Genomic DNA, 15,397 nt, shown 5'->3' on the forward strand with positions numbered 1-15,397 from the left:
GCCCCTGTGGCGCTTAACGCGCCAGCGTGCCTTTGAACAACCCGCGCAATTGCTCGTTGCCGGCATCGATCAGGTGGTTGTCGTCGAAATACAGCGGCACCCCACCCTTGGACCCCATGCATTTCCCATCAGGGCACAAGTACGGCACCGGGTCGATGACCTTGGCGTTGCACGTGGCCGCCGCCGTGTCCATGGCTGACAGCGCCAGGCGGTTGCGGGCCAGGTAACCCGCCAGTGGGGTTGAGATATCAGCCTTGATGCCCAAAACCCGCGCCTGCAGGTTCAACCCCTTGTAGACACTGAACGGCATTTCCGGGATGGGCTTGACGATGTACACAGGCCGGTGGCTTGCCAGCATGCAGACCGTGTCGGTGTACGCCTGGATGAACCGCTGCTTGAACGCACGGCTGCCTTGGTCCTGTACCCCCTCGAAGTACAGGCTGTAACCGCTGTGGCGACGCGGGTCGGTGTACAGCGCCGCGCGGCTGAACAGGAACAGCGGCACCCCCTGGTGCTCTGTTTGCAGTATCGCGAACTTCTCGGCATTGAACGCCTTGCAGTCGCGCTCGACCTCCTTGTTGTTCATCTGGAACTCGATCAGGGTAGGGCAGCCCGCGCGGGCCCAGCCAAGCGCTGCCTGATCGGTTTCCAGCATCAAGGCTGCCGCGGTTGACTGGGCATGGCTGTCACCCAGCAGAATGGCGGTGATTTCGCCAGCGCCCAACTGGCATTGCGAAGCGCCAAATGCGTTCGGTGTGCACTGCTGGGTATACAGCTTGCTTTCGTATTCCGGTTTTCCGTCCTGCTTGACCCAGCGCACCTGAGGGTTGTGCTTGACCGCAGAACCCAGCGCGCCGGCAGCGGCAACCACCAGCAGGCCCATGCCAACGTAGCGGGCAAGGCCCATGGCTGGCCGTGCCACTTTGCGTGTTCTGGCCTCGACGCCATAGTAGGAGAGCGCACCCAGGCCCACCGACAAGAGCATGGCGACCGTGGTCGCCAGCGGGTTGTCCAGCAGCCCGCAGGTATACAGAAACACCACCAGCGGCCAATGCCACAGATAGATTGAATACGAGCATTTCCCCAGAAACTGCAGCAACCGGTTGCGTGCGAACGCGCTGTTTGAGTTGGCCTGGATCACCAGCATGGCACCGGCAACGGGCACCAGGGCCAGGTAACCAGGCCAGGCAGCGTCGTGTGGCAGCAGCACCAGGGCGGCGCCAATCAGTGCCAGCCCTAGGGTTTCAGAGGCGGCCACCGCCCGCCCCGAAAGCTTCAGCGGGTACAGGTACACCAGCCCGCCGGCAATCATTTCCCACGCCCGGGTAGGCAACAGGAAGAACGAACCTACAGGGTGGCTGGCGCTGTAGGCCATTGAAGCCGCAAGGGAACAGGCCCCAAGGGCCGCCACCATCAGCTTCACCCTACTCAGGTTGCCCAGCTTGAACAGGGCCATGAGGATCAGCGGGTAGAGCAGGTAGAACTGCCACTCCACCGACAGCGACCAGGTGTGCAGCAGCCAGTTTTCCTGCAGTGGGGCGTCGAAGTAGCTGCCGTCCTTGGCAAAGTAGTGGTTGGACGTGAACAGCAGGCTTTCCTTGGTGGTGCGCAACAACTCCCGGTAGTCGTCCGTGGGCAGGAAGAAGTAACCGAACACGGCCAGCACCACGCACAGTGCGGCAAGCGCGGGAATGATCCGGCGCGCCCTGGCGGCATAGAAAGCGATGAGCGAGAACTGCCCGGCTTGCAGGCCAGTGGCGATGATGCGGGTCATGAGATAACCCGAGATCACGAAGAACACATCCACGCCAATGAAGCCCGCGCTCAGGCCTGCGGTCTTGAAGTGGTAGAGCACGACGGATATCACAGCCAACGCCCGCAAGGCGTTGATGTTCTTGTGGAACTGCATGGGTGAGGAATCCTGAACTAACCGGGGCAGCACTGCCCGCTTCCCTTTGAGCGCCCGCTGGGGTGGCGGTGCGTTTTTTTAGCGGGGCAGGTTAGCACAGGGCCTGCTGCACAGGGGGTTAACCGAGCGCTTCGCGCAGGCGGTACCAGAGCATGCCCATGGCCAACAGCGGCGAGCGCAGGGCTTTGCCGCCGGGGAAGGTGAGGTGGGGGACGGCGCTGAACACGTCCAGGCCCTGGCTGTGGCCCACGGCTATACCCTCGGCCAACAGCTTGGCGGTCCAGTGGGTCACGTTCAGCCCATGGCCCGAATAGCCTTGGGCGTAGTAGACGTTGGGGTGCTGGCGCAGCCGCCCCACCTGCGGGAACCGGTTGGCCGTGATGCCGATCATGCCGCCCCACTGGTAGTCGATACGCACGTTGGCCAGCTGCGGGAACACGTTGAGCACCTTGGGCCGCATGTAGGCGCCGATGTCCCGAGGGTCGCGCCCGGAGTAGTGGCAAGCGCCCCCGAACAGCAGCCTGCGGTCTGCCGTGAGGCGATAGTAGTCCAGGCCCACTTTCTGGTCGCACAGGGCCATGTTCTGCGGGATCAGGCTGGCTGCCAGCGCCTCGGGCAGCGGCTCGGTGGCCACCACATAGCTGCCGGCTGGCAACACCTTGCCGCTGAGCGTTGGCTCCAGGCCCTCCAGGTGGGCATTGCAACCCAGTACCAGGTGCTCCGCCTGCACGCGGCCGTAGGCGGTGTGCACGGTTACCCGTGGGCCGTGTACGATGCGCAGCACCGGGGTTTGCTCGAAGATCTGCACGCCAAGGCCTGTCGCCGCACGGGCCTCGCCCTGCACCAGGTCCAGCGGGTGCAGGTGGCCGGAGCCCATGTCGACCATGCCCCCGGCATAGCGATCGCTCGCCACGACCTCATGCAGGCGCTCGGCGCTGACCAGGCGGGTTTCGGGGCGATACCCCAGGCTGGCCAGGTCATCCTGCTCGGCGGCGAACGCTTCGAACTGGGCGGGGGTGTTGGCCAATTCGCAAAAGCCCCAGCGCAAGTCGCACGCGATGCCATAACGGGCGATGCGCTCGGCCACCAGGGTGACCGAATCGATGCCGGCCTGCTTCAGGTAACGCACGCCCTCCTGGCCCACATGCCGAGCAAAGCCCGTGACGTCATGGCCGATGCCACGGATCAGCTGGCCGCCGTTGCGCCCACTGGCCCCCCAGCCGATGCGCCGGCCTTCCAGCAGCACCACCGAAAGCCCGCGCTCAGCCAGCTCCAGGGCAGTGTTCACCCCGGTGAGGCCGCCGCCGACCACGCACACATCGGCGCTCAGGTCACCCGCAAGGCTGGGGTAGGGCGCCGGTTGCCGGGCGCTGGCGGCATAGTACGAGGCAGTGTGTTGGCTCTGTGCAGGCATGGGTATTCTCGGCTCAGCGGTTGGACTTGATCTTGGTCCAGGACCTGGTCATCAGGCGCATGATCTTCGGGCTCTGGGTGGTGGAGATGTACAGCTTGTCGAGCACCTCCTGCGGCGGATAGATCTCGGGGTTGTTTACCAAGGCTGCATCCATGAAGGCCTTGGCATCCGGGTTGCCGTTGGCGTACCCGACCGTGTCGCTGACCTTGGCGATCACCTTGGGGTCCATCAGGTAGTTGATGAAGGCGAGGGCCTGCTCCGGGTTGTTGGCATCCTTGGGGATGGCCAGCAGGTCGAACCAGAGGTTGCTGCCCTCCTTGGGGATGCTGTAGGCGATTTTCACACCGTTCTTGGCCTCGGCGGCGCGGTGGGCGGCCTGGAACACATCGCCGGAGTAGCCGAAGGCGATGCAGATGTTGCCGTTGGCGAGGTCAGACACGTATTTGGAGGAGTGGAAGTAGGTAATGTAAGGGCGCAGCGCCAGCAGGCGTGCTTCAGCCTTGGGGTAGTCGGCTGCATTTTCGCTGCGCGGGTTCATGCCCAGGTAGTTGAGCATCGCCGGGAACAACTCGTCCGGGGAGTCCATGAACGCCACACCGCACTGCTTGAGCTTCTTCAGGTTCTCGGGCTCGAACAGTACCGCCCACGAATCGATACGGTCTATGCCCAGGGCGGCCTTGACCTTGTCGACGTTGTAGCCGATGCCGTTGGTGCCCCACAGGTAGGGCACGGCATAGCGGTTGCCGGGGTCGTTCTGCTCCAGCAGTTTCAGCAACTTGGGGTCCAGGTGCTGCCAGTTGGGCAGCTTGCTGCGGTCCAGGGGCATGAACGCGCCGGCCTGGGCCTGGCGGGCCAGGAAGTGGTTCGAGGGCACCACCACGTCATAGCCGGTGCGCCCGGCCAACAGCTTGCCCTCCAGGGTTTCGTTGGAGTCGAACACGTCATACACCACCTTGATGCCGCTGCTGGCCTGGAAGTCGGCCAGGGTGGTGTCACCAATGTAGTCGGTCCAGTTGTACACGCTGACGCTGGATTCGGCGTGGCTGGTGGTGGCGAACAGCAGGGTGAGTGCAGCCGCCGTCAGGCTGTGCAGATGACGCATGGGAACACCTCGTTGGTCTTGTTGTTCGAAGTCGGTGTAGCGGGGCTGCGGCGCAGCCCCGGTGGCTCAGACGCTCAGCATCAGGAACTCGCGCTCCCACGAGCTGATGACCCGCTTGTAGTTTTCATGCTCGGCACGCTTGACCGCCACGTACCCCTGGACGAACTGCTTGCCCAGGTACTGCTGCACGGTTTCGCAGTCTTCCATGTGCTGCAGGGCGTCTTCGATGGTGATCGGCAGGCGCAGGTTGCGCCGCTCGTAGGCACGGCCCTGCACCGGTGCGCTGGGGTCGATCTGTTCGACCATGCCCAGGTAGCCGCACAGCAGGCTGGCCGCGATGGCCAGGTAAGGGTTGGCGTCGGCGCCGGGCAGGCGGTTTTCCACGCGCATCGACTCGGGGCTGGAGGTGGGCACCCGCAGGCCTGCGGTGCGGTTTTCTTCACCCCACTCCACGTTCACCGGTGCCGAGGTGTCTGGCAGGAAGCGGCGGAACGAGTTGACGTTGGGTGCAAACATTGGCAGCAGTTTGGGGATGTACTTCTGCAAACCGCCAATATGGTGCAGGAACAACGTGCTCATGCTGCCGTCGTCGTTGGCGAAAATCGGCTTGCCCGTGGCGATGTCCACCACGCTCTGGTGCAGGTGCATGGCGCTGCCGGGCTCGTCGGTGATCGGCTTGGCCATGAAGGTGGCGGCCACGTTGTGCTTGAGCGCAGCTTCGCGCATGGTGCGCTTGAACACCGTGATCTGGTCAGCCAGGTCCAGGGCGTCGCCGTGGCGGAAGTTGATCTCCATCTGCGCCGGGCCGTCTTCATGGATCAAGGTGTCCAGGTCCAGGCCTTGCAGCTCGCACCAGTCGTAGACATCTTCGAACAGGGGGTCGAATTCGTTGGCGGCGTCGATCGAAAACGACTGGCGGCCACTTTCGGCGCGGCCAGAGCGGCCCAGCGGTACCTGCAACGGTAAGTCCGGGTCTTCGCAGCGCTTGGTCAGGTAGAACTCCATTTCCGGGGCGACGATGGGCTGCCAGCCTTTGTCGGCGTAGAGCTTGAGTACTTTCTTGAGCACATTGCGCGGCGACAGCGCAATGGGGTTGCCTTGTTTGTCGAAGGTATCGTGAATCACGATCGCGGTGGGTTCGATGGCCCAGGGTATCTGGTAGACCGCGGTAGGGTCGGGGCGGCAGACCATGTCGATGTCGGCCGCGTCCAGCAGGCTGTAGTAGATGTCGTCATCCACGTAGTCGCCGGTCACGGTCTGCAGCAGCACGCTCTCTGGCAGGCGCATGCCACGCTCATGCAGAAACTTGGCGGTCGGGGCGATCTTGCCTCGGGCGATGCCGGTCAGGTCGCTGATCACGCATTCGACTTCGGTGATGCGATGTTCTTTCAGCCAGGCGGACAGCTGATCGAAAGGGGCGTTCATACAGACCTCTTGGTTGGGTTTTGGGCGGGTAGCAACGCAGGCAGGTGCTTCCCAGGTGACGCGCTGAGGGCTATCTTGGCGACTGATGACTGGGTGATCTATCCACTTTTACCACTTGCCAATGCACCAAAAGAGTGCAAACGGGATATTGCGTGACAACCGCCAATGCGATGCAGGTCCAGGCGTTCCACACCACCGACGTCACTGAGCAAGTGCGTGCCACGCCTGGCTGGCAGCAGCAGTACCGGCAGATGTCCCCGGGGCATTTCAATGGTGAGCTGCGCAGCCTGGGCCTCGATGGCGTGCAGGTGTACGAGGAGCGCCTCAATACCCGGGTGGAGCAGTTTTTCCGTGCGCCGCCGGGGTCACTGACGTTCTGTTTCGACCGCAGCGATGACAGCCTGTACCTGCTGAACGAGCACAGCCGCAACATCTGGATCACGCCCGAGAACTATCAGGAGGTGGCGGTGGTGTTCGACCAGGCCTTCCTGGCGCAGCAGGGGCTGCACCCATCGCGGCTGGACGGCCTGTACATGATGCCGCTGGGCAGCAGGCAGAACGCGTTATTCGGCAGTTGGCTCAGTGCCACATTGCGGCAACTGGCCGAAGCGGACTGCCCGCACCAGGCCCAGGCCCTGGCGCCGCAATTGCTGGAGGACTGCCTGTTCATTCTGGACAACGCCTGCCAGCGCCTGCAGGGCGCGGCCCTGGGCCGGCGTGACGAGGCGCGGGCGATCATGCGTTCGGTCAGTGAATGGGCAGCCGATTGCCCTGAAGAAACGCTCAACCTGGTGGAGCTGGCAGACGTGGCCGGGGTGTCGCTGCGCCAGTTGCAACAGGCGTTCCGCGCATTCACCGGTATGCCACCTGCACAATGGTTGCGCTTGCGCCGGCTCAATGGCGCCAGGCGCGACCTGCTGCGTGACAGTGGCGTCACGGTGGCAGAGGTCGCAATGCGCTGGTCGTTTTGGCATTTAGGAAGGTTTTCAGAGAGTTACAGGCAGTTGTTCAAGGAGTTTCCAAGCGAGACATTGAAGCGGGTGAGGGTGGGGATGGCCTGACAGGGGCCTGCATTCCCCCCTGAAAATTGCTATGGTGCCGCCCTGATCAACCCGAGGTGCCGATGTTCTATCTGCCTTTGTCTGGCGAACAGGCTGAGCGCCTCGCCAACGACGCCCCTGCCCACTTCCTGGCTACGGCCTCGCTGCTTCAGGCTGCGGCTGCCGTGTTCGTGCAGAACCTGCCGCGCCAGCCGGCTACGGCCACAGCAGACGCACAAGAGCGCAGGTTTGCCGAGGTGGTGCGTATCGCCAGCCAAGTCGAGGCCGCCGCACCTGGGCGTTTTCAAGGCCAGGTGCAGCAGCAGTTCGACCGCGAGGCGTTTGCCATGGGCCTGGGCATGCTGGGCGAGAATGGCATCGCCCTGCTGGCGGATGATGTGCCCTGCAGCGCCGACGAACTGCTCGATGCGCAGGGTGAGTGGCGGTTCCAGTTCGCCGACCTGTATCGCCAGCGTGTGACACCGCTGCACCCCGTGTACCTACCAGCCTTGGCCAGCGACCTGATGCTCAGTGACCAACAAAACCGGCTGTTGCGCGAGTTCCTTAGTGGCGTCGACGAATCGGTCGCCGTGCAGGGCTTCGCCGGTACCGGCAAGACCTTCCTGATCCATCAATTCGCTCGCCTGCTGGACCCCAAGCGCACCCTGCTGCTGGCCTTGACCGAAGGCCAGTTGCGCGCATTGCAGGCACGGGTGAAGGATGCCGCCGCGTACACCGCGCTCACCTTCGGGCAACTGGCCGACGAGCTGCTCAACCGCGACCTCACCAGCAATGGCTTCCGCCTGCGTGACGCTTACCGCACCAAACGGTCCTGGCGCCCCCAGGAGGCGCAGGTGGTGCGGTGGCTGGGGATTCCCGACATCGGCCCGCTGGCAGCCCGCGACGTGGTTGCGCTGTGCATACGGGCGGTACGCACCTTCTGTTACAGCGCCGACAGCCAGCTGCAACTGCACCATCTGCCCTTGGCCGGGGCGGGCACCACGCCTCTGGACCAGGAAGTGCTGCTGGAAAAGGCCCGCCTGTACTGGCAAGAGCTGATACGCCCATCGGCGCGGGACATCCAGCTGCCTCTTCGCGACTACCACCGGATCAAGCTGTTGTCGCTCACCGGCTACCTGATCGATCCACGCTACACCCACGTTATCGTCGATGAGGCCCACGAGCTGTCCGCGCCCATGCTGGCTGTGCTCGACCGCACCCCGCAGTCGGTCATCGCGCTGGGCGACGAGTTGCAGAACCTCAATGGCCTCAGCCCGCACCATGGCGGTTTCATCCGCCAGCGCTACATCGATCATTCGCTGCGTGCGGGCCCCGCCATGGACAACGTGCTCAACCCGCTGATTCAGGCGCACCCGGCGTCCATCCAGGCCGCGTTCAGCGGCAGTGCCGAGCACTACACCCGCGTCAGCTTCTTCGACACCGTGACGGTGCCGCAGCAGCCCACCGCCTTGATAGTCGATGACGAATGGGGGCTGTTCGGCTGGTTCCAGCGCTTGACCCACCAGGGCGTGCCCTTTGTGCTGCTGCCAAGTGCGCGCAAGGATTTCGAACTGTTCGTCGAAGACTGCATCGAGCTGTACCGCCATGGCACACGCCCGCGCCACCCCATGCTGTTCCGCTATGCCAGCTGGCAGGCACTGGCCCAGGACAAGGGCGACGACAAGGCGTTCATCGCGGTGCACAACATGCTGGGCAAAGGCTACACCCCAGCGCATTTCGCCAAGGCCAAAAGCCGCTACCGCTGGGACAAGGCGCCCACGTTGTTCCTGGGCCGGGTGCGGGATGTGAAAAACAGGGAGTTCGCCCGGGTGATGGTGTCGCCGGAGCTGATGGTGCCCCCGCAGGTGGCGGGTAATCGCCATGAGCGGGCACGCATGCTGGCGGGGTTGTACACCGCCTGTTCGCGCGCCCGGCACGAGTTGATCGTGCCAGGTGGGATGCTGGACTGGGTCAAAGACCAGGTTCGCGATTGAACATCAGGGGCTGTGCCACAGCCCCTGATGGAGAGGTCAGTTGCGGTCCAGCCAAACGGTTTGGGCGTTGGTGAATTCACGCACGCCGAAGTGTGACAGTTCACGGCCAAACCCGCTTTTCTTCACCCCGCCGAACGCCACGCGGGGGTCGGACGCGCAATAGCCGTTGATGAACACCGCGCCGGTATCCAGGGCCGTGGTCATGCGCTCGGCCAAGGCGTAGTCGGCGGTGTAGATGGTCGAAGCCAGGCCAAAATCGCTGTCGTTGGCCAGCTCCACCGCATGTTCCGCATCGCGGGCCGTGATGATGGCGGCCACCGGCCCGAACAGCTCCTGCTTGAAGGCAGTCATGTCCCGGGTAACGTCACCCAGCACCGTGGGTGCATAGACGTTGGCAACGCCCTCCACCTTACTGCCGCCCAGCAACAGCGTGGCGCCCTCCGCCAGGGTAGCCTGCACCTGGCCGTCCAGCTCATCACGCAGGTCATAGCGGGCCATCGGCCCGACGTAGGTGTCGTCCTGCAGCGGGTTACCGACCTTGAGTGCGCGGGTAGCTTCCACGAACTTGCGGATGAAGGCATCGGCGATGCCCTGTTCCACGATCAGGCGCTTGGCAGCCGCGCACACCTGGCCGGTGTTCTGGTAGCGGCCGATCACAGCGGCCTGCACGGCAGCATCCAGGTCGGCATCGGCCAGCACGATGAACGGGTCGGAACCGCCCAGCTCCAGCACGCACTTCTTCAAGGCAGCACCGGCTTGCGCGCCGATGGCCATACCGGCACGCACGCTGCCGGTCAGGGTGACCGCGGCGATACGCGGGTCGTTGATGGCGCGGGTAACCCCGTCCGGGGTCACGTTCAGCACCTCGAACACGCCGTCGGGCAGGCCGGCATCCTTGAACAACTTGCCCAGCAGGTAGGCGCTGCCCATCACGTTCGGGGCGTGCTTGAGGGCATAGGTGTTGCCGGCCAGAATGGCTGGCACGGCGCCGCGCAGCACCTGCCAGATGGGGAAGTTCCAGGGCATCACAGCCAGGATCGGCCCCAGCGGGCGATACTCGATACGGGCTTTCTCGACCTGGGTCGGTTCCGGGGCCAACATGGCCGGGCCGTGCTCGGCGTACCAGCGGCACAGGCCGACGCACTTGGCCACCTCGCCACGGGCCTGGGTGATCGGCTTGCCGATCTCACGGCTGATCATTTGGGCGAAGGTTTCTGCCTGGCGTTCCAGTGCGTCACCCAGCGCCAACAGGTATTCGCTGCGCTGAGCCAGCGATACCTGGCGCCAGTGCGCATAACCCACCTTGGCACGTTGCAGCGCCGCTTCCAGTGCGGCGTCGTTGTCGAACGGGTAGGCACCAATCTGCTCGCCGGTGAACGGGTCGAGGGAGATGGCGTGGGTCTGGCTGCTGATCGCACTCATGGCAAGGATCTCTCGCTGTTATTAGGCAGTGGAGCCAGACTAGCGGGCTAGGGGTTTAATGAAAACTGAATAATAATGAGCGAAACATTCACGTTTGGAGAATGCAGTGGACCTGGTGCAACTGGAAATTTTCAAGGCTGTGGCGGAGCAGGGCAGCATCAGCGCTGCCGCCCAGCACATTCACCGTGTGCCGTCCAACCTCACCACACGTATCAAGCAGTTGGAAGAAGACCTGGGCGTTGACTTGTTCATTCGGGAAAAAAGCCGCCTGCGGCTGTCACCCGCTGGCTGGAACTTCCTCGAGTACACCCGCCGCATTCTCGACCTGGTGCACGAAGCCCGTGCTGCGGTAGCGGGTGAAGACCCCCAGGGCACCTTTGCCCTGGGTTCGCTGGAAAGCACTGCAGCGGTACGTATTCCGGCGCTGCTGGCCGCTTATAACCAGCGCTACCCCAAGGTGGACCTGGACCTGTCCACCGGGCCCTCGGGCACCATGCTCGAGGGGGTGCTGTCGGGGCGGCTGGTGGCTGCATTTGTCGATGGCCCCATCCTGCACCCCACGCTCGAGGGGATGCCGGTGTTCGAAGAGCAAATGGTGATCATCTCGCCACTCAATCACCCACCGGTCACCCGGGCCCAGGATGTGAATGGCGAAAGCATCTACGCCTTTCGCGCCAACTGCTCCTACCGGCACCACTTCGAGAACTGGTTTGTGCAGGACCAGGCGGTGCCAGGCAAGATCCACGAGATGGAGTCCTACCACGGCATGCTGGCGTGCGTCAGTGCAGGCGCAGGGTTGGCCATGATGCCGCGCACCATGCTGGACAACATGCCCGGGTGCAGCACGGTGAGCGCATGGCCCATGTGTGAAGACTTCCGCTACCTCAAAACGTGGCTGGTGTGGCGGCGGGGCACCGTGTCGCAGAGCCTGAGCGCATTTGTGAAATTGCTTGAGGAAAGTAGTACAACCAGCTGATTTGAATGAATTATTTTTCAAACATCAGGTCTGGTGACTTGGCCACTCGTTCTTCAGGGAAGTTTTTTGGCGTCAATGATGGCATTTTCCTTTCTTCTTCCTGAACAAGTGGACAATAATCAGGAAAGTATTACTTGTTGTGACCAAGAAAAGCTTAATGGTCACCCCATATTTCGAGGGGCCAAAGCCCCCGTTTGCCGTGTACACCATCAGGAGATGTCGTCGATGAAAACCCGTATTGCAGCGTCGCTCGCCGCCGCTTTGCTTGCGTTTGCGGGGGCCAACCTGGCCCAGGCCGCGCAGATTTCCGGCGCTGTAGGCGCGACTAGCCAAGGCGACATGACCTACCGCATCGGCTTGTCCTTCGACTGGGACAAGAAGTGGCTGGAGAGCAGTGTCGGCCACCTGACCGGCTACTGGGATGCCGGTTACACTTACTGGGAGGGCGGTGACGCCAGTGGCGCGCACTCCCTGTCGTTCGCCCCGGTGTTCACCTACGAGTTCAGCGGCTTCACCTACACCCCTTATATCGAGGCGGGCATCGGCGTCGCGGCCTTCTCCAAGACCAACGTGGGTGACCAGCACCTGGGTTCGTCGTTCAACTTCGAAGACCGCATCGGCCTGGGCCTGAAACTGCCGTCGGAGCAGAAGGTCGGCATCCGTGCCATTCACTACTCCAACGCCGGCATCAAGCAGCCCAACGACGGTATCGAGTCGTACTCGCTGTTCTACAGCAAGGGCTTCTGATACCAGGAGCCAGGCCGGTGGGTGGCTCGCTGTCCACAGGCCTGGTGCACCTTAGAACGTGTAGGCAACCCCGGCCTGCAACGTACGCGGTGCCCCCGGGTACACGTAGCTGTTGAATGAGCCTTCGTCGTAGCCTTTGTTGAACACGTTCTTCAAGTCCAGGTTCACACGTACGTGCTCGTTGACCTTGTAGAAGCTCAGCAAGTCCACCACGTTGTAGTGCTCCATGGTGTACGTGGTTGCGGCAGTCTGCCCGGCGCGGTCATCCACGTATTTCACGCCCACACCCAGCCCCAGGCCCTTGGCCACGCCGTCCTGGAATTCGTAGGTGTTCAGCAGGCTGAAGGTGTTGCGCGGGATGTTGGCCAGTCGCGTGCCCGAGGGCAGGGTGGTGTCCTTGGTGACCTCGGCATCCACATAGGAATAGCCGCCGATCACCCGCCATTCCGGGGTCAGGTTGCCGGCCACGTTGATATCCAGGCCACGGCTGCGGACCTCACCGGCCGCCACCTTGAAGGTGCCGGTCGGGTCGTTGGGATCGTTGGCCAGCACATTTTCCTTCACGATATGGTAGATCGCCGCGTCGACGCTGAGCTGCCGGTCCAGCGCTTCCCACTTCACGCCCAGCTCGTAGGACTTGCCTTTTTCCGGGTCGAAGCCGCCGCCGCCACTGGCAGGGGTGCCGGTGTTGGGTTTGAACGACCGCGCCGTGTTGGCATACACCGCCACGGTGTCAGTCAGGTCGTAGAGCAGGCCCAGACGGGGTGTGACGCCATTTTCGCCCTTGCTGAAATCGCGGTTGGTCGGCAGCTTGTCGTCATAGTCATGCTCGAAGCGCTCGAAGCGTACGCCGGCCAGGGCCTTCAGGCGGTCGGTGAGGGCAACCTGGTCCTGGATGAAGAACGCCCAGGTCTGCAGGTTTTCCTTGTCCCAGGTGGTGGTGCGGGTGAGCGCGGGGCGTGGCTGGCCCAGCACGGGGTGGTAGATATCGATCGGGTAGGTGCCATCTTTTGCCGACGAGCGCTGGATGATCGAGTTGTAGTCGTAATTTTCGTACTCCACGCCGGTCAGCAGCGTGTGGCTGAACGTGCCGGTGTCGAAGTGCCCGGTCAGGTTCAATTGCCAGTCGCGGTCGGTCCACTCCAGCTTGCGGTAGTTGAAGTTGCGCTGCAGGGTATGGCCGTCGGCGGGAGCCTTGTTGGCCTCTACTGCGTTGCCCTTCAGGCTGCCGTCCAGAAACTGGAAACCACCAGCCAGGGTCCAGTCGTCGTTGAGCAAGTGCTCGAAGCGGACCTGGGCCATGTTGTTGTCGTTGTGCAGCAGGTTGTCGCTGCCTTTTTCCCAGATGTAAGTGTCACGCGAGGCGCTGCGCGTCTGCGTGCCATAGCGGGTGAGGCCACGGTCCAGCGGGTGGTTGTTGCGCATGAAGTCGCCTTCGAAGACGATCTTGGTGCTGTCGTTCACCTGCCAGCTCAGCACTGGGGCCACGTCGTAGCGCTCGCTCTGCACATCGTCGCGGAAGCTTTCACCCCCTTCGCCCAGCACGTTCAGGCGGTACGCCAGGGCGCCGTCCTGGCTCAGTGGCCCAGTGGCGTCCAGCGTAGCGCGGTGCATGCCCTGGTCATCCACCTGGGTGCCCAGGGTTACTTTCGGGTCTGCCAGCGGCTGCTTGCTGACCACATTGAAAGTGCCGCCAGGGTCGCCACGGCCATACAGGCTGCTGGCCGGGCCGCGGATGACCTCCAGGCGCTCGACGGTGTTGGCGTCTGGCGCGTTGGGGTAGCCGCGGTTGATCGGGAACCCGTTGCGATAGAACTCGCCGGTGGTAAAGCCGCGAACGGTAAAGGTGGTAAGGCCCTGGCCACCAAAGTTGTTGGCCCGGCCCACGCCGCCGGCGTAGTCCAGGCCATCTTGCAGGCGGGTGGCACCGGTGTCCTGCAGCACATCCTTGGGTACAACGCTTAGCGACTGTGGCGTGTCGTGCAAGGCGGTGTCGGTGCGGGTGGCGCTGGCTGAGCGGCTGGCCTTGTAGCCGTCCACCGGGCCGTCAGCCCGCTCGCTGTCGGCGCTACCGGTGATGCTCAAGGCCTGGAGTTCGATCTGGGCCGCGTCACCCGGGGCACCCGGTGCGGCAGAAGTCAGGGGGGAAATGGCATGAAGTACACAAAGCGAAACGAACGTGCGACGCATCGACAGTACGGTCCTGAAAGAGGGCAGTGAAGTGGAAGTTATAACTGCGCCGCGAAAGTACTACGAATCATTATCAAATGCATTATTTAGTTACACGATGTCGCTTTTGGATCAGCAGGCCCCGGCCATCCACTTGGCCAGGCCATGTCGGCCACTCACACCCAGCTTGGCGGTGGCGCGCTTGAGGTAGGTTTCCACCGAGCTGTTCTTCACATTCAGGCGCTGGGCCATTTCTGGCACGGTGCCCCCGGTGAGCAGGCCCAGGCACACTTCCTGCTCCCGCACCGACAGCCTCACCGCTTCCTGGCTCAATCGCTCGGCAAAGGCCTTGCGCAGCGCAGTGGGTTCCGAATCGTTCTGCGTGCTACCTGGAGGGCGAATGCTGTGGTCCAGCAACTGGCCATGGTGTTCCACCAGGGGCAGCAAGGTTTCGCAAAGGTTCTTGAGCTGTGACAGGTCGCCGAGGGAGAAGGCCGGCTCGCTGGGCTGCCGGTGAAAGCTGATGACCCAGCGCTTGCTGCCACTGCAGGACACCACATGGCACTGGTGGCTGCTGTGCTGCTGGCAGCTGCCGTGCGAAGCCTTGAACTCGATCAGCAGCGGGTCGTGCATCTGCCGGATGCGTTGCAGCAGCGGCTGACGCAAGCGGCGGCCACTGTGCTGCACAGGCTCCAGCCCGGCGCTGCCCAGTACCTGGATAGTGCTGGGCTCGGCCTGGGGCAGGTCGAGTGTCCATTCACTGAGCTCCAGCCAGTGCACGCACACCTGCGCCTGCACCAGCCGCAGCATCTGCCCGGCAAAGCCGGCGCCACCGGTGCCGGCGATGAGTTCGCCCAACTGCAGGTACAGTTGCGGGTCGGGGCGTTGTTCGCGGGGGCTGCTCAGCATCATGTCTGTTTTCCTGTAGCCAAAGGTTTGCGGCAGGTGCGCGCTCAGGCGTTCCTCGACGTTGGGGCGGATGTGTGGTTGGCACCTATTCAAGCCCGCCAGGGCCTGGGCGTCTGTAATGGGAATCGGGGACAGAAAATGCCATGGTCTGCCGCTGATGAAAGGCCGGGCCCAGCGTGCGGCAACCTGTGAGGTTGCAAGATGCCAGCATTTTGACGTCAGAACTGCGACGGTTGCGACCGGATCGCGACGCATACGGTATGCCGTGCGCCATCACACGCGCAGGGTTA

General features: G+C 63.2%; 11 protein-coding genes. 4 read left to right on the top strand and 7 right to left on the bottom strand.

The features are described from left to right. Positions 1-13: 13 nt before the first annotated feature. The 4 genes from IAE36_RS14130 to IAE36_RS14145 all read right to left on the bottom strand — a co-directional run bounded on the left by IAE36_RS14130 (position 14) and on the right by IAE36_RS14145 (position 5,850). Positions 14-1,909, bottom strand: coding sequence for an acyltransferase family protein (locus IAE36_RS14130; protein ID WP_201213013.1), 1,896 nt, complete (start codon positions 1,907-1,909; stop codon positions 14-16). Positions 1,910-2,027: 118 nt separating this feature from the next. Beyond that, positions 2,028-3,323 (bottom strand): NAD(P)/FAD-dependent oxidoreductase, encoded by a 1,296-nt coding sequence (locus tag IAE36_RS14135; RefSeq protein ID WP_201213015.1) that lies wholly within the window; start codon positions 3,321-3,323, stop codon positions 2,028-2,030. Between the two features lie 13 nt (positions 3,324-3,336). Beyond that, the gene (locus IAE36_RS14140; protein WP_201213017.1) at positions 3,337-4,425 is read right to left on the bottom strand and encodes a polyamine ABC transporter substrate-binding protein; all 1,089 of its coding nucleotides are present in this window, start codon (positions 4,423-4,425) and stop codon (positions 3,337-3,339) included. Positions 4,426-4,491: 66 nt separating this feature from the next. Then, entirely contained in the window at positions 4,492-5,850 is a 1,359-nt protein-coding gene (locus tag IAE36_RS14145) for a glutamine synthetase family protein (RefSeq protein ID WP_201213019.1), read from the bottom strand. 152 nt (positions 5,851-6,002) lie between these two features. Here IAE36_RS14145 and IAE36_RS14150 point away from each other — a divergent pair, with 152 nt between their 5' ends. Together IAE36_RS14150 and IAE36_RS14155 are read left to right on the top strand one after the other, a co-directional pair. Beyond that, positions 6,003-6,911 carry a helix-turn-helix domain-containing protein gene (locus tag IAE36_RS14150; protein ID WP_201213021.1) on the top strand — a complete coding sequence of 303 codons (909 nt, stop codon included), beginning with the start codon at positions 6,003-6,005 and terminating at the stop codon, positions 6,909-6,911. 62 nt (positions 6,912-6,973) lie between these two features. Next, positions 6,974-8,884: an AAA family ATPase gene (locus tag IAE36_RS14155; protein WP_201213022.1), complete on the top strand. Its 1,911-nt coding sequence runs from the start codon at positions 6,974-6,976 to the stop codon at positions 8,882-8,884. 36 nt (positions 8,885-8,920) lie between these two features. On the opposite strand, the gene IAE36_RS14160 is transcribed toward IAE36_RS14155, so the two are convergent. Then, positions 8,921-10,306, bottom strand: coding sequence for an aldehyde dehydrogenase family protein (locus IAE36_RS14160; RefSeq protein WP_201213023.1), 1,386 nt, complete (start codon positions 10,304-10,306; stop codon positions 8,921-8,923). A 106-nt stretch (positions 10,307-10,412) separates the two neighbouring features. Here IAE36_RS14160 and ptrR point away from each other — a divergent pair, with 106 nt between their 5' ends. Further along, on the top strand, positions 10,413-11,282 hold the full coding sequence (ptrR, locus tag IAE36_RS14165; RefSeq protein ID WP_201164152.1) for a putrescine utilization regulator PtrR: 870 nt from the start codon (positions 10,413-10,415) through the stop codon (positions 11,280-11,282). A gap of 225 nt (positions 11,283-11,507) precedes the next feature. Next, positions 11,508-12,029, top strand: coding sequence for an acyloxyacyl hydrolase (locus tag IAE36_RS14170; RefSeq protein WP_201213024.1), 522 nt, complete (start codon positions 11,508-11,510; stop codon positions 12,027-12,029). A gap of 51 nt (positions 12,030-12,080) precedes the next feature. Here IAE36_RS14170 and IAE36_RS14175 read toward each other — a convergent pair whose 3' ends face one another. Beyond that, complete coding sequence (locus IAE36_RS14175; protein WP_201213025.1) at positions 12,081-14,219, bottom strand: TonB-dependent siderophore receptor; 2,139 nt, start codon at positions 14,217-14,219, stop codon at positions 12,081-12,083. Between the two features lie 111 nt (positions 14,220-14,330). Next, positions 14,331-15,110, bottom strand: coding sequence for a helix-turn-helix transcriptional regulator (locus IAE36_RS14180; protein WP_201213026.1), 780 nt, complete (start codon positions 15,108-15,110; stop codon positions 14,331-14,333). Between the last annotated feature and the right edge of the window lie 287 nt (positions 15,111-15,397).

This window comes from Pseudomonas sp. S36 (assembly GCF_016647875.1).
Classification (GTDB): Bacteria; Pseudomonadota; Gammaproteobacteria; order Pseudomonadales; family Pseudomonadaceae; genus Aquipseudomonas; species Aquipseudomonas parafulva.